Below are 23,327 nucleotides of genomic sequence, written 5' to 3' on the forward strand. Positions count from 1 at the left end.
ATGAATGTAACGCAATTCACCGCTTGCCTACGGTATGTCTGTGAGGGAATGATCGCCAGTGAACCACGCCTGACCGCGCTCGATCAGGTCATTGGCGATGGCGACCACGGTATTGGCATCAAGCGCGGCTTTACCGCGCTACACGCTTTACTCACATCCGCCGATTTTGCACCCGCCGATATCGGCGACTGTCTTTTGCATAGCGGGACGCGGCTGATGACCAGCATGGGCGGCGCTTCCGGGGCCATTTTCGGCACCCTCTTCCGCACTGGAGGAAAAGGGATGATGGGCCAGACTGACTTTGATGCTGCCGCGCTGGCCGAGTGGCTGGCGATAGGCATGCAGGCCATCCACCAACGCGGCGGCGCAAAGCCCGGTGATAAAACGATGGTCGATGCACTGGCCGCAGCGTCTGAGCGAGCCAACGCTGACGTTGCGCTACCGTTGTCTGAATCGCTATCCCACTGCGCACAGGCGGCTATGGTGGGATCGGAAAAAACCGCGGCCATGGTTGCCCGCTTCGGACGGGCAAAGAATCTGGGCGAGCGGGCCATCGGGCACTGCGATCCCGGCGCCGTCTCCATGGCGCTGATCCTGCAGTTTATGGCCGAATTTGCCCAGCGGGGCTAACTGATTATCGCCATCATTCAACGGGGTGCATGTTCGTACATGCATCCCGTTGCGCCATTGGACACAGCGCCGGACGGCGAAAATCAGTGGTAGATTCAGTATTGACGCTCCTTTTCTGTATAATGCCCCGTGCCATAATAGATAAGCGGAATTTGCATGACTGAGAATGCCCGGCGGATCAGCCGGTTCCGTGGCCGATGTTTGTCAGACCTCCTCCTCATTGAGTTTTAAGGTGCTGAAAACAGAGGTGCAGTGGGGGGCTTGTTAACCATTATGTTAAGCAAGCCAGAACAGACGGTGTCATTGCGCACTTGACAGCGAAAATACAAACTTAATTAGCCATCATTATGATAATCAAACCAAAAATTCGTGGATTCATCTGTACAACGACCCATCCGACTGGCTGCAAAGTCAATGTGGAAAAACAGATCGATTATGTGAAGAAAAACGGGAAAATCGCTAACGGCCCTTCCCGCGTGCTGGTCATCGGTGCTTCCACCGGTTATGGCCTGGCGTCCAGAATTTCCGCCGCGTTTGGCAGCGGTGCCGCCACTATCGGCGTATTTTTCGAAAAACCAGGCACGGAAACCAAACCGGGTTCCGCGGGCTGGTATAACTCTGCTGCCTTCGATGAGGCAGCAAAACGTGAAGGCCTGTATGCCAAGAGCATCAACGGCGACGCGTTCTCTGATGAATGCCGCGATGAAGTCATCAAACTGATCAAAGAAGACCTGGGTCAGATTGACCTGGTGGTTTACTCACTGGCTTCCCCGGTGCGTAAAATGCCGAAAACCGGTGAAATCGTCCGTTCTGCGCTGAAGCCAATCGGTGAGGTTTACACCTCTAAAGCGATCGATACCAACAAAGATCAGATCATCACCGCCAGCATTGAGCCGGCAACCGAAGAAGAAGTGCAGAACACCGTCACCGTTATGGGCGGCGAAGACTGGGAACTGTGGATGGGCGCGCTGAGCGAAGCCGGCGTGCTGGCTGACGGCGTGAAAACCGTAGCCTACTCCTACATCGGTACCGACCTGACCTGGCCAATCTACTGGCACGGCGCGCTGGGCAAAGCAAAAGAAGACCTCGATCGCGCCGCGGGCGAACTGCGTAACCAGCTGGCTCCGCTGCACGGTTCCGCGAACGTTGCCGTACTGAAGTCCGTTATAACTCAGGCGTCTTCCGCCATTCCGGTAATGCCGTTGTACATCTCCATGGTCTTCAAACTGATGAAAGCACAGGGGATTCATGAAGGCTGTATCGAGCAGATCAACCGTCTGATGACCACCAGCCTGTACGGCGACAAAGTGGCGCTTGATGACAACCAGCGTATCCGTATGGATGACTGGGAACTGCGCGAAGACATTCAGCAGGCATGTCGCGACCTGTGGCCGCTGATCACCACCGAAAACCTGGCGCAAGAAACTGACTATGCAGGGTACAAGCAGGAATTCCTGAACCTGTTCGGTTTTGGCCTCGACGAAGTGGATTACGATGCTGACGTGAATACCGAAGTCGAATTCGACGTCATCACGCTGTAGTTCACTGATGCCGGGTGGTGGCTACGCCTTACCCGGCCTACACATTGAAATTTGTAGGCCTGATAAGCGAAGCGCCATCAGGCGCTGGGTTCATGTGAAAACATGAACCCTTTTTTCACCGCCCCGTGCCTAGTCAAAACCGAAACCTTCCGCAAACAGCACTTTCAGCTTCGCCATCGCTTCTCGCTCATCGCTGCCGCTACAGATGATCTCCAGCGATCCTTTACCTTTAATACCGGCCCCCAAAATACTCATAATGCTTTTTCCCTTGATAACCTTACCGTCGTAGATCATCTCGATCCGCGATTGATACTGCGCGCAGACTTTGGCCAGCACCCCAGCTGGACGCGCGTGAATGCCGTGCTGATTGCTGATTTTCACCACTTCTTTCAACATAATTTTGGCTCCTTACTTACAGTCCGTCTGACGGACACATAGCCTGTACGAAGTTAAAATAGCCCTGGATCAGGAGCTGCGCGACCATTGCACCAGGGTCGACAAATGCGCGCGACCGTTCACCGTGAATCGCCGCACGGCCATGCTTTGCCAGCATGCCCGTCGTCTGCTGCACGCCCTGCTGCGCCAGCAACAGTGCTTTCCTCGCTGCCGTCTGCGGTTCATCGCTGGCGTGCAGCGCCACCAGCGCAGGGGCCATACCATCAAGAAAAGTTTTTTCTCCCGGCTGCGCTTTACCACGCTGCTGCACGCCATCGTACCAGGCCTGAAACAGCGCGCCGGCATCCGTAAAGCCCAGCACCTCCCGACCTTTAAACGACTTACCCGCCTGCATCAGTCCGGAAGCCATTAGCGTGCCCATGGTCGACGGCACCGCCGAAGCCATCACCTTGCCCGCCATATAGAAAAATCGCCCTACGTCACGTTCGTCGCTCTGCTGCGCGTAGCGCGCCGCCGCCGCGAAACCATCGCTCATGGTCAGCCCCAAATCACCGTCGCCAACCACGCTATCCAACTCGGTCAGCACCGTTTTGTTAGCCTCCATGATTCGGGCCCATTCAGTAAAAAGCGGCCGCAGACTCTGCGTATCTATGGTCATCACGCCTCCTTAAGCCGAAAACTGCCGAAACATCGGCGTATCGGCCCCGGCATTGAGCAGTGTTTTCAGCTCTTCATCCACCGGCATCAGACTGATAGACATACCGGTCATCTCCATCGCCGTAGCAAACTCGCCAATCCATACGCGGAAAACGCGCATGTGGCTTTCTGCCAGAATCTGGTGCACGTGGCGATACATCAGATACAACTCTTCCAGCGGCGTAGCACCAAGGCCATTGATCAAGACGGCCACTTCATCCCCCTGCTGGCAGGGCGAATCCGCCAGCAGCCAGGACATCATCTCTTCGGCGATCGATTCTGCGTTTAGCTGTGGGCCACGGCGAATACCACTTTCACCATGAATGCCCATGCCAATCTCCATTTCGCGATCGCCAATATGAAACCCCGGCTTGCCGATACGCGGTACGATGCACGGCGACAGCGCCACGCCCAACGTACGCACGCGCTCGCCCGCCTTTTGCGCAATGCGCTGGACGGTTTCCAGATCATCCATTCTGGCCGCCGACGCCCCCGCGCATTTGTAGACAAAGAAAATACCCGCGACGCCACGTCGGGTTGCCGCCTCTCCACCCCCAGGCACGGCGCCCGCCGAATCATCGGCAGCGACTACCGTCGCGGTGCGAATATCGCACTCCATATCGGCCATTTCCGCGGCCATATCAAAATTAAAAATATCGCCGTTGTAGTTGCCGTACAGATAGAGCACGCCAGCCCCGCGGTCCACCGCTTGGGTGACGGCCAAAATTTGCGCCGGCGAGGGCGACTGAAACACATCGCCAATCGCGCAGCCGTCCAGCATGCCCTGCCCCACATAGCCCAGAAACAGCGGCAGATGCCCCGAGCCACCGCCGGTGACAATTCCGACCTTGCCAGGTACCGGGCGTGCGGCCACCAGGCAGTGCGGATCATCGTTCACCAAACGAAAAGCATCGGGGTGCGCCAGATAGATGCCTTCCAGCATCTCCGGGATAAAGTCCTCCGCCTGATTCAAAAATTTTTTCATGCGTTCTCTCCATGAATGTCCCGCCCGCACGGGCGGGCGTCTCAATTAGCGGGCAAATTTGATTTGTGACGGGTAGGCCCAGCGCTGCAGCTCTTCCGGCGCGAAAGATTCGGGCTCCTTACCGCCGTTAACGACCAGCGCGTGGTAGTAAATCTGCGCCATCTCTTCCAGATAGGCAGACTTCAGCACCGCTTCGTACGGATCTTTATCCACGCCGATTGCGCCATGTTTTTCCATCAGAATGGCGTCGGCGCGCTGGATAGGTTCGATGACGCTGTTCGACAGCGCGGGCGTACCTGGGCGGCCATAAGGCGCAACCGGAATCACCCCGTCTTTCAGGTTGAGGATCGCGCATTCGTACACCACCGCCGGGATCGGTTTATTCAACACGGCAAACGAGGTGGCGTAGAGAGAGTGCGTGTGGGAGATGGCGAAAACGTCAGGACGCGCCTTATAAATTTCGATATGCATCAGGCATTCGCTGGTAGGACGCAATCCAGCTTCACTTTCAATGACATTAGCTTCAACGTCCATCACCACAATATCGCGCGGCGTTAAATCCATTTTGTCGATCGTAGTTGGGGTCACCAGAATAAATCCCGTCTCTTTATCCCGTACGCAGGAATTACCTGCTTTATGTTTACACAGTCCCCATTGCTGAGCGGTTCTGGCCATTTCAACGACGTGTTTTTTCTGAATGTCTAACATAATATTTATCCTGTATACGATTATAGGGGCGAGCGATGTCGCGACAATCATTGCCGGGAAATAACGTTGCCGTTTTCTGACTGCAACGATTTTTAATTAATAATTACTGATGATGGAAAAGTTTGTTTATCAGCGCATATTCATCCTGCGCGCGGCGAATAACATTGCCGCCGTCATAAAACTCGAGAAATTCATTTAATTGCGCCAATGCCTTAAGATGTTTTTGTGGGTTGTTGGTCGCCAGAACAATAATAATATCGGCCTGCATATAACCCGCAAAATCAATCTTAGAAGGTAAGCGTAATAACGCCATACCTGTATCCAGCGCGCCATCATCAACACCAGCGTGAGCAATAATCACGCCATCGGCCAGCATGATATAGGGCTGTTCATTGGCGATTTTATTGAGCATGATTTGCAGATAGCGTGGTTCAATCACGCCACACACCAGCAGCGATGACGACGCCTGAGTAATAGCCTGCTGCCAGCTGTCCGGCAGCGAGGTGACGAACTGAACGTGCTCGCGCTGCAGTAGGTCCGTCAGCGATGGCGTCGGCGGCTCAATGCTGCCTGCCGCACTCACGGCGCTGTTCTCATCATAGATATAGCTAGCGAGCGCACGCTGTAGCCCTTTATGATCGATAATATTGCCGAAGCGTTCGAAGATAAGCAGCAGTTGCTCTATCTGAATGATATTCGGGTCCACACCCTGTAGCGCGCCGATCACATGATTGCGGAACGCACTTTTATGAATGCTGCTGATGGACGGATTCACCACAAACACCATCTTGCTGGTGTTCAGGTGCGTGGTCGAGAAAACCACATCGTAGTGCCCGGTATAGCGCTCAAACTCGCGTCGTGACATCACTTCGGTAAAGTGCAGCTCCGGGAAAAGTACCTGCAGCGTCAGGAAGAGATAAGTGGAAATGGTCGCGCTATTTTCACACACCACGACCGCGGTTTTCTGGATTTTAATCTGATGGATAACCCCCTCGCGGGTCAACCAACCGCCAAAGAGCACCGTTAAAAACGCCATCTCTTCATCAGGAATTTCGCAGTGCAGTACCGTCTCAAACGGCACCGCCGCGCGGCGAACCATCTCATGCAGATGGCTGAACTCTTTCACCACCAGATCGTAAACGCTGCTGGTGTTGCTCAGATGATAGCGAATACGGTAATAGGCCGGTTTCCAATGCTGATAGATTTTCTCAATCAGCTCATTTTTCTCTTTGATCGTGACGCAGCTTATTTTTTCAAAGCTGTCGACCACCGCGACTACGCTTTCAAGCAGTAGCGTATCGAGGTGAAAATATTTATCGGCAATACTTTGAATATTTGAGCTTTGGATCAGTGCCGTCAGGAAAACCAGTTCATTTTCGCTATTGATATTGATTTTACTGATAACGCTCTGCATCAGGGTAAATTCTCTGCTGCCAATAATATCAGCGTAGCTGATCGGAATATTGACCAGGCTTTTCCCTGAATCAATACGATGCAGGACAAAGCAGATAAAATAAATAAGCTCCTGAAGCTGGCGGTCGGTAAACTGAATTTTAAAACGCTTTTCAATTTCACTGAAAACGTTGCCGACCTTTTCCAGATAATCGCTCATAACGTTGTTGTATTGAGCGAGGATATTTTTGGCAACCGGAATTTCCAGAACCCGGCGTAAACAATTCAGCAGCAGATAGCGTTTTTCCAGCTCCTCACCCAGAATATGGTAGCCGTTGCCTCGGTCGTAGCTTATCTCCAGCCCGTGCTCAATAACCTCGGTACGCACTTTTTTCAGATCGTTGATAATCGTATTCTGGCTAACGCTCAGTGAAGAAGAGAGATGCAACAATGACAGCCGTTCGTTGCGGGTCAGCAGCATAAAGATAATCATCTGCCCACGTTCTTCTTCCGAGTAGAGGTAGCGATGCTCGGTTTCCGAGGTCTGATTCTGACGAAAATGCTCAATCACATGGCGTGGGATATTCAGCTTCCCGGTTTTCAGGCGGTTGATCCGGTCGAAGTGGTTCGACTCCAGATAGTCATTCACCTTTTTCAACGTATAGCTCAACTGTTTGCGCGTCAGGCAAAACTGCGCTTCAAGCTTCGTCCCTGTGATACCGGGATCGTTCACAATGGCATCCAGCACTGCAACCACGCGTTTATCCATAGCCATGCTAACTCTCCTGCAATGAAAAGCCTGGCGGCGGCACCTGCCGCCAGACGTGAACATGAAACCCAGAGTTACGCCTGCTGAACCTTCGCCTGCTGTTCGGCTTCCTGCTGCGCAAGATTGCTTTCACGACGCAATTAGCGGGAGTAAAAGAAGTAGCCGCAGCCCCACCACAGCGCGAACACCAGCGGGATGAAGTTGCCTTCCAGGAATTTGAACAGGAAGGAGAAGGCATAGGTGAAGACCGGGGCATCAATCGAGCTGTTCGAAATCAGCTGCCCTGCCGGGATGGTGATAGCTTTAGTGGCCAGCCCAAGGTCGGTAATCATTGGTGCGAACTGCGTGCCAACAAACAGGAAGAACGGCACGCCAATAATGCTCAGGATAACCATGCGCAGCGTGTTACCGCGTGTCACCAGATAGGCCGGAACAATCAGCGCAATATTGATGATGCCAGCAAACGGCAGGATCTTATTTCCCGGCAGAATCAGCGCCCACAGCAGGGTGAACGGGATGGCGACGATAATAGCAAACCAGATTTCGCTCGCACCGCCCATAAACGGCCAGTCAATACCCACGAACAGCTTACGCCCGGAGAATTTCTTGTTCATATAGTCGCTGATGGCCTCAGAGATCGGCGACAGGGCCTGCATAAAGAGCTTGGAAATCATCGGGAACAGCACCAGCGCCGTCGAAGCCTGTACGCCCAGCATCAGCGTTTTGGCAACACTGTAGCCCGCAATCACGCCAAACAGGATCCCCAGAATAAAACCAATGATGTGGTTTTCGGCAAAGACCCCGACTTTGGCGCGCAGCGCGCTGGCATCCATTGGTTTATTGCAGACCGGTATTTTGCGCAGCAGCAGATCGAACGGGTAATAGATGGCACCAAAGAAGACCATACGGTGCGTACAGGTCACTCCCGGGATCCCCGTGAGTTTCTCGATACGATGCTGGTGAATATCCCCCGCGTTCAATTCCATAATGATCTGGAAGGCGGCAACGAGGAACGCCAGTACCAGACTCCAGACCGGGCCAAACAATGGGGTGGTGACGCTCACCACGATAAACGCGGTAAAGATTTTCCCCCACACGTTCCAGAGGTCGGCGTTGAAGGTATTGGTCTTGTTCAGCATCAACATCACGATGTTGACGCCAACCTGAAGCGGGAACATGGCGAACGCATAAGGCCAGGCCCAGGAGATATTCGCCATCGTCGTCCAGCCGCCATCGACGATGCTTAACTCAAGGCCGGTACGGTTCATCATGGTCTGTGCGGCAACACCGATGGCGTCGACCATAAAGCCAATCAGCATGCTCATCCCAACGAAGGCGACGCCCAGTGTGATAGCCGCCGAGGCCGCATCGCGGAATTTCATCCGCACCACCAGCCCGGCTAATAACATAATAAAGGGCACAAAAACCGGCGCGCCTAAATTCAGAATATAATTTATGACTACACCAAGAAAGTCCATAGCACTTCTCCACTAAAATAATTATATACTCTATGGCTTTCGAGTTGCGGGAAGGCGGCAAGTGAGAGAATCCCGATGAGCTTACTTTAGTAAGTGATTCGGGTGAAAGAACGCAGCCAACGCCCCCGCGGCTTGAAAGACGACGAGTATACGGATTAAAGAGCTACACCTTATTTACAGGCATCAATGACCTTTTGTAATTCCTGCTCCATCCCCATGCCGGTCAGAAAGGCAATTCCGTTAATTACCGGGATAGGATATTGCTTATCAACTTTGGTGATAGCGATATAAGCCGCACTATCTTTTATATGACTATCAAGCGATTTCAGGTCGATGACTTCAACTTTGATATGCGACTGCTGACGTTCATTCAATAAGCGGGTTACTTTACTGGCAACCGTTTGTGAGGTAGCAACGCCGCTTCCACATGCAACAATGACTTTTTTCATCTTATAAATCCTTATCTAATTGCAGTCTTGATGTGAGGGTACAGAGAAAGGTTTCTACATCGTCTATTTCGCGTAGGGCCTGAACGACCTCTTCATCCGCAAGGCAGTCCATAAGCTTTTGCAGCGCTGTCAGGTGGCTGCTGTGGTCAACAAAACCTAGTAAAACAATAAAATGAACATAAAGCGTGTTGTCATCATTGCCCATCTCCTGCCATGCAATAGGCGTAGACAACCGTGTTACGGAGATGAAGGGGTGAATAACGTGCTGAGGATCGGTATGAGGAAGCGCAAGAGCCACCGGCAGCGTGGGCAGCGCGGTAGGGTACGCCTTTTCACGGGCGATGATGGCGTCAAGAAAAGAGTCCCGGACGTAGCCTTGCTCTTTCAGCAGCAAAAATATCGAAGAAAAAAAGTCTGTGGAATTATTATAGTGTTTATCCAGAAATGTGAGCTGAGACGTAAAATATTCACATCCTTGCGCACTTTCATTCGGGGCATCAATTATATCCGTTCTCATCCGAATATCCTCTCCAACCACTAAGAATTAACTACAGCCAATGTTAATTCAGGTGTAGTCAGCGAGCGACAAATATTGCTCCCAAAAGATGTGCGCAGGCTGGCGCAACGCGGTGAGCTTTTTATTATGAATTAGGTCACATTTTTATGGATAGGATGCGTTGACAGAAAAATAATTCGGCAGGTCACGATAAATAAAGCAGAAAAAAGGAGATAACCCTGGCAGGTTATCTCCTGTTAAGCAGCTATTAGCCCGCCAGGAAGAAGCGGAATGCCGGGTTATTTGTCTCGTCGTGACACTCATAGCCCAGTTCATTGAGTCGGGTTTCAAAGTCCGGCTCATTGTCGCCCAGCTCAAAGGCGGCCAGCACGCGTCCGTAGTCGGTACCATGGCTACGATAGTGGAACAGTGAGATATTCCAGTGCGTGCCCAGCGTGTAGAGGAACTTCAGCAGTGCCCCCGGCGATTCCGGAAACTCGAAGCTGAACAATCTCTCCTTCAGTGGTTTGGAGGGACGACCGCCAACCATATACCGCACGTGCAGCTTCGCCATTTCGTCGTCGGACAGGTCCACCACGCTGTAGCCACCATCGTGCAGCAAGCTAAGGATTTCCTTGCGCTCTTCCAGACCACGGCTCAGGCGTACGCCGACAAAAATGCAGGCGTCTTTGGCATCGGCAAAGCGGTAGTTAAACTCCGTTACCGAACGGCCACCCAACAGCTGGCAGAATTTAAGGAAACTTCCCTTCTCTTCCGGGATGGTCACCGCCAGCAAGGCTTCACGTTGTTCCCCCAGCTCGCAACGTTCGGAGACATAGCGCAGACCGTGGAAGTTAACGTTCGCACCGGACAACACGTGCGCCAGACGTTCACCGCGAATATTGTGCTGGGCGATGTATTTCTTCATCCCCGCCAGCGCCAGCGCCCCGGAAGGCTCGGCTACCGCACGGACATCTTCGAAGAGGTCTTTCATCGCCGCGCAGATAGCATCGCTATCAACGGTAATGATGTCGTCGAGGTATTCCTGACACAGGCGGAAGGTTTCATCGCCAATACGCTTCACCGCCACGCCTTCCGCAAACAGACCCACGCGCGGCAGATCCACCGGATGCCCCGCGTCCAGCGCCGCCTTCAGGCAGGCCGAATCTTCTGCTTCCACGGCGATCACTTTGATCTGCGGCATCAGCTGTTTGATCAGCACCGCAACGCCCGCCGCCAGCCCGCCGCCGCCCACCGGGACAAACACGCGATCGAGGTGGGCATCCTGCTGCAGCAGTTCAAGCGCCAGCGTGCCCTGCCCGGCAATCACCATCGGGTGATCGAAAGGCGGCACCCAGGTGAAGCCCTGCTGCTGCGCCAGTTCAATCGCTTTCGCTTTGGCTTCATCAAAGTTGGCACCGTGCAGCAGCACCTCACCGCCGAAACCGCGCACGGCATCGACTTTGATATCGGCAGTGGCCACCGGCATAACGATCAGCGACTTCAGGCCCAGACGAGCGGAAGAAAACGCTACGCCCTGCGCATGGTTACCCGCAGACGCGGTAATCACGCCGTGCGCCTTCTGTTCCGCCGTCAGTCCTGCCATCATCGCGTAAGCACCGCGCAGCTTAAAGCTGTGCACAGGCTGACGGTCTTCACGCTTGACCAGAATTACGTTATCAAGCCGCGAAGAGAGTTTGTCCATTTTCTCCAGCGGCGTGACCTGCACGGCTTCGTAGACCGGTGCGCGCAGCACCGCTCTGAGATACTCGGCACCCTCAGGGGTGCCGGATAGGGGCTGAGATTCCGCCATGGTGATTACCCCCCCAGTTTCGATTTATCGCGTACCGCACCTTTGTCGGCGCTGGTTGCCAGGCTGGCATAAGCGCGAAGGGCAAAGGAGACCTGACGTTCACGATTTTTCGGCGTCCACGCCTGGTCACCGCGAGCTTCCTGCGCTTCACGACGCGCGGCAATTTCCGCATCGCTCAGCTGCAGCTGAATGCCACGGTTCGGGATATCGATAGCAATCATGTCGCCATCTTCAATGATCGCGATGTTGCCGCCGCTGGCCGCTTCCGGGGAAACGTGGCCGATAGACAGGCCGGATGTGCCGCCGGAGAAACGCCCGTCGGTGATCAACGCACAGGCTTTGCCGAGACCCATGGATTTCAAGAAGGTGGTCGGGTAGAGCATTTCCTGCATGCCCGGCCCACCTTTCGGCCCTTCGTAACGAATGACAACAACGTCGCCTTCAACCACTTTGCCGCCGAGGATGGCCTCAACCGCGTCGTCCTGGCTTTCGTACACTTTTGCCGGGCCGGTGAATTTGAGGATGCTGTCATCCACGCCCGCCGTTTTCACGATGCAGCCGTTTTCCGCGAAATTACCGTAGAGTACCGCCAGACCGCCGTCTTTGCTGTAGGCATGTTCCAGCGAGCGGATGCAGCCTTCGGCGCGATCGTCATCCAGCGTGTCCCAACGGCAGTCCTGCGAGAACGCCTGGGTGGTACGGATGCCCGCCGGGCCAGCACGGAACATTTTTTTCACCGCTTCATTCTGGGTAACGGTGATGTCGTACTGTTCCAGCGTCTGCGGCAGGGTCAGACCGAGCACGTTTTTCACGTCACGGTTCAACAGGCCGGCGCGGTCCAGTTCGCCGAGGATCCCCAGCACGCCACCGGCGCGGTGCACATCTTCCATATGGTATTTCTGAGTGCTTGGCGCCACTTTACACAGCTGCGGAACCTTGCGGGACAGCTTGTCGATATCGCTCATGGTGAAGTCGATTTCGGCTTCCTGCGCCGCTGCCAGCAGGTGCAGAACGGTGTTGGTGGAACCGCCCATGGCGATATCCAGCGTCATGGCATTTTCGAATGCCGCTTTGCATGCGATGTTGCGCGGCAGCGCGGAGGCATCATCCTGTTCGTAGTAGCGTTTGGTCAGCTCAACGATGCGCTGGCCTGCAGTGAGGAACAGTTCTTTACGGTCAGCGTGGGTGGCCAGCAGCGAACCGTTGCCCGGCTGAGACAGTCCCAGCGCTTCGGTCAGGCAGTTCATCGAGTTGGCGGTAAACATCCCGGAGCAGGAGCCGCAGGTTGGGCAGGCGGAACGTTCAACCTGCTCGCTCTGCGAGTCGGAAACTTTCGGATCCGCGCCCTGAATCATCGCATCGACCAGGTCGAGCTTGATGATTTTGTCGGATAATTTGGTTTTACCGGCCTCCATCGGGCCGCCGGAAACGAAGATCACCGGAATATTCAGGCGCAGGGAGGCCATCAGCATCCCCGGGGTGATTTTGTCGCAGTTCGAGATGCAGACCATTGCATCGGCACAGTGGGCGTTAACCATGTACTCAACGGAGTCGGCAATCAGCTCGCGGGACGGCAGTGAATAAAGCATACCCCCGTGGCCCATGGCGATACCGTCATCCACCGCAATGGTATTGAATTCTTTAGCCACGCCGCCGGCAGCTTCGATCTGCTCGGCAACCAGTTTACCAAGGTCGCGCAGGTGAACGTGGCCCGGCACGAACTGGGTAAACGAGTTCACGACGGCGATAATCGGCTTACCGAAGTCGGCATCCGTCATCCCGGTGGCGCGCCACAGCGCGCGGGCGCCCGCCATATTGCGGCCGTGAGTGGTAGTGGCGGAACGATATTTAGGCATGCTTTTGTACTCCCAGTCTCTGTCTCGTTAATGAGGCGGTGCGTGCCGCCCCATTATTTATCTTATTGATTAACCTGATCCAACCAGCCCCATTTATCTTCGGTTTCACCGGTAAAGAGGCCAAAGAATGCTTGCTGAATACGTTTAGTGACCGGGCCACAGCGGCCTTCGCCGACCTGGATACCGTCAACGCTGCGCACCGGGGTGATTTCAGCGGCGGTGCCGGACATAAAGACTTCATCCGCCAGGTACAGCGATTCACGAGACAGCACCTGCTCGCGAACTTCAATTCCGATATCCTTCGCCAGCTTGATGATCGCATCGCGGGTAATACCCGGCAGCGCCGAAGAGGTAAACGGTGGCGTAAACAGAATGCCGTCTTTCACTTCAAACAGGTTTTCACCCGCGCCTTCAGACAGATAGCCGTTCACATCCAGCGCGATCCCTTCCTGATAGCCGTGGCGGCGCGCTTCGCTACCGACCAACAGTGAGGAAAGGTAGTTGCCGCCTGCTTTCGCGGCAGTTGGAATGGTGTTCGGCGCAGCGCGGTTCCAGGAAGAAACCATCGCATCGATCCCTTGATCCAGCGCTTCAGCGCCCAGATAGGCGCCCCACGGGAACGCCGCGATGATCACGTCGGTGCTGTAGCCGTCCGGCGGGTTAACGCCCATACCGACATCGCCGACAAACACCAGCGGACGGATATAGGCGCTGGTCAGATTATTTTTGCGCAGTACGGCGCGGCAGGCTTCCATCAGTTCATCCACGCTCTGAGAGACCGGGAAGCGATAGATTTTGGCGGAATCACGCAGGCGCTGCATGTGCTCACGGTGGCGGAAAACAACCGGGCCTTTGTGGGAGTCGTAGCAACGGATGCCTTCGAATACAGAGGTACCGTAGTGCAGCGCGTGGGACATCACGTGAACCTTCGCGTCTTCCCAACGAACCATCTCACCGTTGAACCAGATGTAATCCGCTTTTTTCGTCGTCATTTCTCTTCCTATTGCGCTCAGGCGCGAATCTGTTGTTGTGATGTGCTTGTACACTGCTGAACGGCAACCGAAGCCACGTCCACCAGTTTATTTAATTGACTAAACAGTAAGTCGACTGACCGCGGGCTGGCAACGGTCAATTCGATATTTATATTCTGCGCATCGCTGGCCGCCTCCATATTCATCGAGCAAATCTGAAAACCGCGATGACGGACCACACGTAACACGCGTTCTAAGGTTTCCGGGTTGAAGCGGGCCTGCACGTTGACCTGATGTTGCATCATGATAATTTCTCCAGCATTTGTGAGTTACTGGCGCCAGGCGGCACCAGAGGCCAGACGTTCTCAAGTTCGTCGATTGAGACATGAAGCAGGTACGGGCCTTCGCTTGCCAGCATGGTGTCGAGTGCCGCTTCAACCTGGTCTTTACGGGTGATGTGTTGACCAGGGATGCCGAAGGCGCTGGCCAGCATGAGGAAATCGGGGTTATCGGTCAGGGTGGTTTCACTGTAACGTTCCTGGAAGAACAGCTGCTGCCATTGTCGAACCATCCCTAAACGCTGGTTGTCGAGTAAGACTATCTTCAGCGGTAACTGCTTACGTTTCACGGTGCCCAGCTCTTGCACGTTCATCATGAAGGAGCCGTCACCGGAGATACAGATAACCGTGTCGTCAGGTCGCGCCACCTGTGCGCCAACGGCGGCCGGCAGACCGAAGCCCATGGTGCCTAAACCGCTTGAAGTGATGAAATTCTCCGGGCGGGTATAGGTCATATGTTGAGCCGACCACATCTGGTGCTGCCCAACGTCGGTGGTCACCACGCTATCGGCCGGTTTACGGTCCGACAGCTGCTTGAGCAGCAGCGGCGCATAGATTGCCTCACCAGGATGGTCGTAACGCCAGGCGTGCTCGGCGCGCATCGCCGCGTTGTGCTGGCGCCATGCGTCGATAGCCAGCGGCTGTTGCAGCGCAGGCAGCAGCGCATTCAGGTCGCCCTGTAATGCCACATGCGTCTGGCGCAGCTTGTTCATTTCCGCCGGGTCGATATCCATATGGATAACCCTGGCGTGCGGCGCGAAGGTATTCAGCTTGCCGGTCACGCGATCGTCAAAGCGGGCACCAACGGCGATCAGCAGGTCGCATTCCTGCACCGCCAGGTTTGCCGCCTTGGTACCGTGCATACCCAACATACCGAGGTAGAACGGGTAATCGGCTGGCACTGCGCCCAATCCCTTCAGGGTACAGGTCGCTGGCATTTGTGTGACGGCCATAAATTCGCGCAGCGCCGGTACCGCCTGCGCCATTCCCACGCCGCCGCCGACATACAGCATCGGTTTATGCGCCTGCGCCAGCATCTGCTGGGCCTGCGCCATTTCGGCGTGAGGGAAAGCATCGTCGCTTTCTACGGTGGAGAAGAACGGTTCCAGATCGCCCTGTGCCACCTGCACGTCCTTCGGAATGTCGACCAGAACCGGGCCAGGACGGCCTGAGTTTGCCACCTGGAACGCCTCTGCCATTACGCGCGGCAGCTCTTCCAGGGATTGCACCAGGAAACTGTGTTTGGTGCAGGCCAGCGACAAACCGAGAACGTCCACTTCCTGAAAAGCATCCGTACCGATTAACGGTGCGGCGACCTGACCGGTGATGGCCACAACGGGCACGGAATCGAGTAACGCATCGGCCAGACCGGTGATCAGGTTGGTTGCGCCCGGGCCGGAAGTGGCGATGCAAACGCCGGTTTTACCGGTAGCACGCGCATAGCCGATGGCCGCCATTGCCGCGCCCTGTTCGTGTCGACACAGCAGGTGCTCTACGCCGCCGTCATACAGTGCGTCGTAAACCGGCATGATGGCTCCACCAGGATAACCAAATACCGTTTCAACACCCTGCGCTCGCAACGCATGTACCACCCACTGTGCGCCATTCATAGTTAGTTCCCCGCCGTAGATCGTGAGAAACAGAATTTTATGCTACGCGTCACGTTCTGCCTCCCGTTATTGTTTTTAGGTCATAAAAAAACCCCCGGACCTTTCGGTGCGGGGGTCTTAGTTCGTTAAGGCTTGATTTCTAAGCCTTTCCTCGTCCAAGTGCAGCCCCGCACGGTGGGATAATAATCACCACCACGCTAATCACGACCAGGCTAATCACTCGTAGAAGGGCTTTCATTTTTGTCTGTTCTTGCATCTTGTTCGAAGGAATACCTACAGAGTTACCACAGACATCACAAAAAGCACAAGTTTTTTTTATGACGGCATTGCTTACCGCGCTAAGGATTTAATGAAAACAATTTGTTTTATATAGAGAATTTATGAAATGAAAATATTTCACCTTTTGCTCCCTACGCAACGACTGAGCAGAGGCGAAGTTGACGTCATATGAGCAACATTCGGACTCGATTCCAAAATTAATGAAATGCGCTGAATGTCGGTGAAAATTATGGAATACGCCACGTAATAATCAAATTAAGCAGATTAATGGAACGACTGCATCGCACATAATAGCGATCTTCAGGGAGGAATTATGTCGCTATCCGTTGTCTATACGCGCGCCGCGCTGGGCGTCAGCGCACCGCTGATTACTATCGAAGTGCATATCAGCCAGGGTCTGCCGGGCCTGGTCATGGTCGGGCTGCCGGAAACCACCGTCAAAGAGGCGCGCGACCGGGTTCGCAGCGCCATCATCAACAGCGGTTATACCTTTCCGGCGAAGAAGATCACCATTAACCTCGCGCCGGCCGATCTTCCTAAAGAAGGAGGGCGATATGATTTACCTATCGCTATTGCGCTTCTGGCGGCCTCTGAGCAGCTTAATAGCCAGAAACTAGGGCAGTATGAGTTTGTGGGTGAACTGGCGCTCACGGGCGCGCTACGCGGTATTCCTGGGGCGCTATCGGCGGCGATGGAAGCCATACATTCAGGTCGCCAGATTGTGCTTGCCGAGGATAACGCGCCGTTGGTCGGCCTGCTTGGCGGCAGCGATTGCCTGATTGCCAGCCACCTTCTTGAAGTCTGCGCATTTCTTGAAGGAAAACAAACGCTCAGGCAGCCTCCACCAGAGGGCATGATGGCCCCCGCCAGCTGCGAAGATTTAAGCGATGTGATCGGCCAGCTGCAGGGGAAACGGGCGCTGGAGATCACCGCGTCGGGCGGTCACAATTTGCTGCTCGTTGGCCCACCTGGTACGGGTAAAACCATGCTTGCCACCCGTCTGCGCGGGCTACTCCCGCCGCTTAGCGACAGCGAGGCGCTTGAGAGCGCGGCAATTATCAGTCTGGAAAATACCTATCGCATTCAGCGTGAATGGCGCCATCGCCCCTTTCGTGCACCTCACCATAGCGCATCGCTGACGGCTATGGTTGGCGGCGGGTCGATTCCCGCCCCGGGAGAGATTTCGCTGGCCCACAACGGGATTCTGTTCCTCGATGAGCTACCGGAATTTGAGCGCCGGGTGCTGGATGCGCTGCGCGAGCCGATTGAGTCTGGCAAAATCCACATTTCACGTACGCGGGCCAAAATTACCTATCCTGCTCGCTTTCAACTGATTGCTGCGATGAATCCTAGCCCTACCGGTCACTATGAGGGGCAGCATAACCGCTGCACGCCAGAACAGACGCTGCGCTACCTCAATCGGCTGTCTGGTCCGTTTCTCGACCGGTTCGATCTCTCCCTGGAAATTCCGCTACCGCCGCCGGGCTTACTGAGCCAATCGGCCCGCGTAGGGGAAAGCAGCCTGACGGTACAACAGCGGGTCATCACAGCGCAGCAGCGTCAGAATGCGCGACAAGGGAAGCTAAATGCGCAGCTCAGCGGCAGCGAGATCCGGCAATACTGTGCGCTGGTAGAAGCGGACGCTCTGTGGCTAGAGCAGACGTTGACACAGCTTGGGCTGTCGATCCGCGCCTAGCAGCGTCTGTTAAAGGTTTCGCGCACGCTGGCGGATATGGAGGGGGCAGAGGATATTGCCAGACATCATTTGCAGGAAGCGTTGAGCTATCGCGGCATCGACAGAATGCTCGCCCATCTTCAAACTTTACTACAATAAAAAAGGGGCCCAGGCCCCTTTTTTATTAATCGTCGCTGTCAGTGTAGTCTTCAGCGCCTTCCACCTGCGGCTTACCGCCGGACAGGGTGTGGAAACGCTTCGGACGCTTGATGCGCGTGACATACTTGGTCCATACGCGTTCAGCATCCGTTGCCGGCTCACGTTCACCACGGCAGACCGAGACAAACTGCTGCTCTTCTTCGGTTGCCGGCTCGCGTTTGCCAAGATCGAGTTCGTTAAAGGCAAAGCCATAACGCTCAAGCAGCTGCGCCTCTTTGATGGTGAAATCACCATGACGAGAGAACCCGCGCGGATAATTTTTATTATCGAAAAAACGATTAGTCGTCGTAAAGCTTTCCGCCATCCTACACGCTCCTAATTCTTTGGCCGAGCTATTTATGGCGCGGAGTATTAGATACGCTTGACAGAGTGTAAAACAAAAGATTTAAATCATTACGACAAAAAATTTTGCGGAGAAAGCTGTGGATACCGAATTGCTGAAAACTTTCCTCGAAGTGAGCAGAACTCGCCACTTCGGGCGAGCCGCAGAAGCGCTCTATCTGACACAATCTGCGGTGAGCTTTCGAATCCGTCAGTTAGAAAATCAGCTTGGGGTCAATCTGTTTACCCGCCATCGCAATAATATTCGTTTGACCGCGGCGGGAGAAAAACTCCTTCCCTACGCAGAAACGCTGATGAGCACGTGGCAGGCCGCGCGTAAGGAAGTGGCTAACACCTCGCGGCACAATGAGTTTTCCATTGGTGCTAGCGCTTCGCTATGGGAGTGTATGCTTAACGCTTGGCTATCCCGGCTTTATCAGGCCGACGGTACGCTACAGTTTGAAGCGCGGATCGCCCAACGCCAGTCGCTGGTTAAACAGCTACACGAGCGCCAGCTCGATCTGTTACTGACCACCGAAGCGCCAAAAATGGATGAATTCAGCAGCCAGCTGCTGGGACATTTTGCACTTGAGCTGTACTGTGCAACGCCGGAGACAACCAGGGCAGATCTGAACTACCTGCGTCTGGAGTGGGGCGCAGATTTCCAGCAGCACGAAGCAGGGCTAATTAGCAGTGACGATATCCCGCTGCTGACCACCAGTTCGGCAAGCCTGGCCCGACTCCAGCTATTACCGTTAAAAGGTTGCACCTGGTTGCCCGTGTCGTGGGCACAGGAGCAGAACGATCTCTATCCCGTTACCGATGGTACGGCCATTCTACGACCTTTATATGCGATATGGCTGCAAAATAGCGACAAACAGGCGCAAATTCGCGACATATTGAAAACCAATGTATTTTAAGTAAAGACTGAATAGGTGGCCCGGGGGAGAACGATGGGCCCGTCAGGAAGGTGAATTTTTGGCAAAAAAAATCCTTTGCCTAAGCAAAGGATTATATATGGCAGGGGCGGAGAGACTCGAACTCGCGACACCCGGTTTTGGAGACCGGTGCTCTACCAACTGAGCTACGCCCCTAAATTTTCTTATCATTAAGCCTGCTAATTTAGCAGGCTTAATGTTGAATAAGTGGCGGAACGGACGGGACTCGAACCCGCGACCCCCTGCGTGACAGGCAGGTATTCTAACCGACTGAACTACCGCTCCACCGAATTTCTTTGTCACTACCCGGATTATTCATCCCGGTTTACTGCAATTTGATGCCTGGCAGTTCCCTACTCTCGCATGGGGAGACCCCACACTACCATCGGCGCTACGGCGTTTCACTTCTGAGTTCGGCATGGGGTCAGGTGGGACCACCGCGCTACGGCCGCCAGGCAAATTCTGTTATTAACCCGCTTTTCGCCGGTTAATCTAATCTGTAATCAATGCTGAAAATCGTCTCAATTTCGCCAAAACAGCTTCGGCGTTGTAAGGTTAAGCCTCACGGTTCATTAGTATCGGTTAGCTCAATGTATCGCTACACTTACACACCCGACCTATCAACGTCGTCGTCTTCAACGTTCCTTCAGGACTCTCAAGGAGTCAGGGAGAACTCATCTCGGGGCAAGTTTCGTGCTTAGATGCTTTCAGCACTTATCTCTTCCGCATTTAGCTACCGGGCAATGCCATTGGCATGACAACCCGAACACCAGTGATGCGTCCACTCCGGTCCTCTCGTACTAGGAGCAGCCCCCCTCAATTCTCCAGCGCCCACGGCAGATAGGGACCGAACTGTCTCACGACGTTCTAAACCCAGCTCGCGTACCACTTTAAATGGCGAACAGCCATACCCTTGGGACCTACTTCAGCCCCAGGATGTGATGAGCCGACATCGAGGTGCCAAACACCGCCGTCGATATGAACTCTTGGGCGGTATCAGCCTGTTATCCCCGGAGTACCTTTTATCCGTTGAGCGATGGCCCTTCCATTCAGAACCACCGGATCACTAAGACCTGCTTTCGCACCTGCTCGAGCCGTCACTCTCGCAGTCAAGCTAGCTTATGCCTTTGCACTAACCTCCTGATGTCCGACCAGGATTAGCTAACCTTCGTGCTCCTCCGTTACTCTTTAGGAGGAGACCGCCCCAGTCAAACTACCCACCAGACACTGTCCGCAACCCGGATCACGGGTCTACGTTAGAACACCAGCCATTAAAGGGTGGTATTTCAAGGTTGGCTCCACACGAACTGGCGTCCGCGCTTCAAAGCCTCCCACCTATCCTACACATCAAGGACCAGTGTTCAGTGTCAAGCTATAGTAAAGGTTCACGGGGTCTTTCCGTCTTGCCGCGGGTACACTGCATCTTCACAGCGAGTTCAATTTCACTGAGTCTCGGGTGGAGACAGCCTGGCCATCATTACGCCATTCGTGCAGGTCGGAACTTACCCGACAAGGAATTTCGCTACCTTAGGACCGTTATAGTTACGGCCGCCGTTTACCGGGGCTTCGATCAAGAGCTTCGCGTTGCCGCTAACCCCATCAATTAACCTTCCGGCACCGGGCAGGCGTCACACCGTATACGTCCACTTTCGTGTTTGCACAGTGCTGTGTTTTTAATAAACAGTTGCAGCCAGCTGGTATCTTCGACTGATTTCAGCTCCATGGGTAAACCACTTCACCTACATATCAGCGTGCCTTCTCCCGAAGTTACGGCACCATTTTGCCTAGTTCCTTCACCCGAGTTCTCTCAAGCGCCTTGGTATTCTCTACCTGACCACCTGTGTCGGTTTGGGGTACGATTTGATGTTACCTGATGCTTAGAGGCTTTTCCTGGAAGCAGGGCATTTGTTACTTCAGCACCGTAGTGCCTCGTCATCACACCTCAGCGTTAAAAGAAGTCCGGATTTACCTAAACTTCCCGCCTACATGCTTAAACCGGGACAACCGTCGCCCGGCTAACATAGCCTTCTCCGTCCCCCCTTCGCAGTAACACCAAGTACAGGAATATTAACCTGTTTCCCATCGACTACGCCTTTCGGCCTCGCCTTAGGGGTCGACTCACCCTGCCCCGATTAACGTTGGACAGGAACCCTTGGTCTTCCGGCGTGCGGGTTTTTCACCCGCATTATCGTTACTTATGTCAGCATTCGCACTTCTGATACCTCCAGCACCCCTCACAGGACACCTTCAACGGCTTACAGAACGCTCCCCTACCCAACAACACATAGTGTCGCTGCCGCAGCTTCGGTGCACAGTTTAGCCCCGTTACATCTTCCGCGCAGGCCGACTCGACCAGTGAGCTATTACGCTTTCTTTAAATGATGGCTGCTTCTAAGCCAACATCCTGGCTGTCTGAGCCTTCCCACATCGTTTCCCACTTAACTGTGACTTTGGGACCTTAGCTGGCGGTCTGGGTTGTTTCCCTCTTCACGACGGACGTTAGCACCCGCCGTGTGTCTCCCGTGATAACATTCTTCGGTATTCGCAGTTTGCATCGGGTTGGTAAGTCGGGATGACCCCCTAGCCGAAACAGTGCTCTACCCCCGAAGATGAATTCACGAGGCGCTACCTAAATAGCTTTCGGGGAGAACCAGCTATCTCCCGGTTTGATTGGCCTTTCACCCCCAGCCACAAGTCATCCGCTAATTTTTCAACATTAGTCGGTTCGGTCCTCCAGTTAGTGTTACCCAACCTTCAACCTGCCCATGGCTAGATCACCGGGTTTCGGGTCTATACCCTGCAACTTAACGCCCAGTTAAGACTCGGTTTCCCTTCGGCTCCCCTATTCGGTTAACCTTGCTACAGAATATAAGTCGCTGACCCATTATACAAAAGGTACGCAGTCACCCCATAAAGAGGCTCCCACTGCTTGTACGTACACGGTTTCAGGTTCTTTTTCACTCCCCTCGCCGGGGTTCTTTTCGCCTTTCCCTCACGGTACTGGTTCACTATCGGTCAGTCAGGAGTATTTAGCCTTGGAGGATGGTCCCCCCATATTCAGACAGGATACCACGTGTCCCGCCCTACTCTTCGAGTTCACAACCTGTGCATTTTGGTGTACGGGACTATCACCCTGTACCGTCGGACTTTCCAGACCGTTCCACTAACACACAAGCTGATTCAGACTCTGGGCTGCTCCCCGTTCGCTCGCCGCTACTGGGGGAATCTCGGTTGATTTCTTTTCCTCGGGGTACTTAGATGTTTCAGTTCCCCCGGTTCGCTTCGTTAACCTATGTATTGAGTTAACGATAGTGTGTCGAAACACACTGGGTTTCCCCATTCGGAAATCGCCGGTTATAACGGTTCATATCACCTTACCGACGCTTATCGCAGATTAGCACGTCCTTCATCGCCTCTGACTGCCAGGGCATCCACCGTGTACGCTTAGTCGCTTAACCTCACAACCCGAAGATGTTTCGTAAAACACCATCGTGTTGCGAAAATTTGAGAGACTCGAACACACCGCTTATCTGTTCTTATTACGGAGAACAGACACAGTGTGTCGTTTCAATTTTCAGCTTGATCCAGATTTTTAAAGAGCAAAACTTCGCAGTGAACCTTTTCAGGTACACTCTGAAGTTTTCTTGTATTGTTGCAGTAAAGATGGTGGAGCTATGCGGGATCGAACCGCAGACCTCCTGCGTGCAAAGCAGGCGCTCTCCCAGCTGAGCTATAGCCCCATCGTTTATGAATCTCCCTCAAATTCG

General features: G+C 54.1%; 18 protein-coding genes, 3 tRNA genes, 2 rRNA genes and 1 pseudogene. 4 read left to right on the forward strand and 20 right to left on the reverse strand.

What is annotated here, in order from left to right:
- Together dhaL and fabV are read left to right on the forward strand one after the other, a co-directional pair.
- Entirely contained in the window at nt 1-630 is a 630-nt protein-coding gene (gene dhaL, locus H7R56_RS23640) for a dihydroxyacetone kinase subunit DhaL (RefSeq protein WP_106929795.1), read from the forward strand.
- Nucleotides 631-977: 347 nt separating this feature from the next.
- Nucleotides 978-2,171: an enoyl-ACP reductase FabV gene (fabV, locus tag H7R56_RS23645; protein ID WP_106929793.1), complete on the forward strand. Its 1,194-nt coding sequence runs from the start codon at nt 978-980 to the stop codon at nt 2,169-2,171.
- 129 nt (nt 2,172-2,300) lie between these two features.
- Here fabV and H7R56_RS23650 read toward each other — a convergent pair whose 3' ends face one another.
- From H7R56_RS23650 to ilvL, 14 genes are all read right to left on the reverse strand, one after another.
- Nucleotides 2,301-2,567: an HPr family phosphocarrier protein gene (locus tag H7R56_RS23650; protein WP_106929791.1), complete on the reverse strand. Its 267-nt coding sequence runs from the start codon at nt 2,565-2,567 to the stop codon at nt 2,301-2,303.
- Nucleotides 2,568-2,583: 16 nt separating this feature from the next.
- Nucleotides 2,584-3,225, reverse strand: coding sequence for a dihydroxyacetone kinase family protein (locus H7R56_RS23655; RefSeq protein WP_106929789.1), 642 nt, complete (start codon nt 3,223-3,225; stop codon nt 2,584-2,586).
- 9 nt (nt 3,226-3,234) lie between these two features.
- Nucleotides 3,235-4,248 (reverse strand): dihydroxyacetone kinase subunit DhaK, encoded by a 1,014-nt coding sequence (locus tag H7R56_RS23660; protein WP_106929787.1) that lies wholly within the window; start codon nt 4,246-4,248, stop codon nt 3,235-3,237.
- Between the two features lie 45 nt (nt 4,249-4,293).
- The gene (locus H7R56_RS23665) at nt 4,294-4,956 is read right to left on the reverse strand and encodes a class II aldolase/adducin family protein (protein WP_182928434.1); all 663 of its coding nucleotides are present in this window, start codon (nt 4,954-4,956) and stop codon (nt 4,294-4,296) included.
- A gap of 103 nt (nt 4,957-5,059) precedes the next feature.
- Complete coding sequence (locus H7R56_RS23670; protein ID WP_106929783.1) at nt 5,060-7,123, reverse strand: BglG family transcription antiterminator; 2,064 nt, start codon at nt 7,121-7,123, stop codon at nt 5,060-5,062.
- A gap of 134 nt (nt 7,124-7,257) precedes the next feature.
- On the reverse strand, nt 7,258-8,595 hold the full coding sequence (locus H7R56_RS23675) for a PTS galactitol transporter subunit IIC (protein WP_106929781.1): 1,338 nt from the start codon (nt 8,593-8,595) through the stop codon (nt 7,258-7,260).
- 170 nt (nt 8,596-8,765) lie between these two features.
- Nucleotides 8,766-9,044 carry a PTS sugar transporter subunit IIB gene (locus tag H7R56_RS23680; protein ID WP_035896401.1) on the reverse strand — a complete coding sequence of 93 codons (279 nt, stop codon included), beginning with the start codon at nt 9,042-9,044 and terminating at the stop codon, nt 8,766-8,768.
- A gap of 1 nt (nt 9,045) precedes the next feature.
- Nucleotides 9,046-9,561 (reverse strand): PTS sugar transporter subunit IIA, encoded by a 516-nt coding sequence (locus H7R56_RS23685; RefSeq protein WP_106929777.1) that lies wholly within the window; start codon nt 9,559-9,561, stop codon nt 9,046-9,048.
- A 247-nt stretch (nt 9,562-9,808) separates the two neighbouring features.
- The gene (gene ilvA / locus H7R56_RS23690) at nt 9,809-11,353 is read right to left on the reverse strand and encodes a threonine ammonia-lyase, biosynthetic (protein WP_106929775.1); all 1,545 of its coding nucleotides are present in this window, start codon (nt 11,351-11,353) and stop codon (nt 9,809-9,811) included.
- A gap of 5 nt (nt 11,354-11,358) precedes the next feature.
- A complete protein-coding gene (ilvD, locus tag H7R56_RS23695; RefSeq protein ID WP_106929773.1) occupies nt 11,359-13,209 on the reverse strand; it encodes a dihydroxy-acid dehydratase in 1,851 nt (616 codons plus the stop codon).
- Between the two features lie 62 nt (nt 13,210-13,271).
- Complete coding sequence (locus tag H7R56_RS23700; RefSeq protein WP_106929772.1) at nt 13,272-14,201, reverse strand: branched-chain amino acid transaminase; 930 nt, start codon at nt 14,199-14,201, stop codon at nt 13,272-13,274.
- Nucleotides 14,202-14,218: 17 nt separating this feature from the next.
- Entirely contained in the window at nt 14,219-14,485 is a 267-nt protein-coding gene (gene ilvM / locus H7R56_RS23705) for an acetolactate synthase 2 small subunit (RefSeq protein WP_106929769.1), read from the reverse strand.
- Nucleotides 14,482-16,128 (reverse strand): acetolactate synthase 2 catalytic subunit, encoded by a 1,647-nt coding sequence (ilvG, locus tag H7R56_RS23710; protein WP_106929767.1) that lies wholly within the window; start codon nt 16,126-16,128, stop codon nt 14,482-14,484. Before ilvG ends, ilvM begins: the two co-directional genes overlap by 4 nt.
- A gap of 139 nt (nt 16,129-16,267) precedes the next feature.
- Nucleotides 16,268-16,366 carry an ilv operon leader peptide gene (gene ilvL, locus H7R56_RS23715; protein ID WP_015966468.1) on the reverse strand — a complete coding sequence of 33 codons (99 nt, stop codon included), beginning with the start codon at nt 16,364-16,366 and terminating at the stop codon, nt 16,268-16,270.
- 354 nt (nt 16,367-16,720) lie between these two features.
- On the opposite strand from ilvL, the pseudogene H7R56_RS23720 reads away from it, so the two are divergent.
- A pseudogene (locus tag H7R56_RS23720) lies at nt 16,721-18,241 on the forward strand (YifB family Mg chelatase-like AAA ATPase).
- Between the two features lie 25 nt (nt 18,242-18,266).
- Here the strand turns inward: H7R56_RS23720 and H7R56_RS23725 are convergent.
- A complete protein-coding gene (locus H7R56_RS23725) occupies nt 18,267-18,605 on the reverse strand; it encodes a MaoP family protein (protein ID WP_064549235.1) in 339 nt (112 codons plus the stop codon).
- A gap of 118 nt (nt 18,606-18,723) precedes the next feature.
- On the opposite strand from H7R56_RS23725, the gene hdfR reads away from it, so the two are divergent.
- Nucleotides 18,724-19,542 (forward strand): HTH-type transcriptional regulator HdfR, encoded by an 819-nt coding sequence (gene hdfR, locus H7R56_RS23730; RefSeq protein ID WP_106929765.1) that lies wholly within the window; start codon nt 18,724-18,726, stop codon nt 19,540-19,542.
- A 98-nt stretch (nt 19,543-19,640) separates the two neighbouring features.
- Here hdfR and H7R56_RS23735 read toward each other — a convergent pair.
- The 5 genes from H7R56_RS23735 to H7R56_RS23755 all read right to left on the reverse strand — a co-directional run bounded on the left by H7R56_RS23735 (nt 19,641) and on the right by H7R56_RS23755 (nt 23,300).
- Nucleotides 19,641-19,716 (reverse strand) — tRNA-Trp (locus H7R56_RS23735).
- Between the two features lie 52 nt (nt 19,717-19,768).
- A tRNA-Asp gene (locus H7R56_RS23740) sits at nt 19,769-19,845 on the reverse strand.
- 55 nt (nt 19,846-19,900) lie between these two features.
- Nucleotides 19,901-20,016: ribosomal RNA gene (gene rrf, locus H7R56_RS23745) — 5S ribosomal RNA — on the reverse strand.
- A gap of 95 nt (nt 20,017-20,111) precedes the next feature.
- Nucleotides 20,112-23,018: ribosomal RNA gene (locus tag H7R56_RS23750) — 23S ribosomal RNA — on the reverse strand.
- A gap of 206 nt (nt 23,019-23,224) precedes the next feature.
- A tRNA-Ala gene (locus H7R56_RS23755) sits at nt 23,225-23,300 on the reverse strand.
- Nucleotides 23,301-23,327: the final 27 nt, after the last annotated feature.

The organism is Klebsiella sp. WP3-W18-ESBL-02, from assembly GCF_014168815.1.
GTDB classification, from domain to species: domain Bacteria; phylum Pseudomonadota; class Gammaproteobacteria; order Enterobacterales; family Enterobacteriaceae; genus Kluyvera; species Kluyvera ascorbata_B.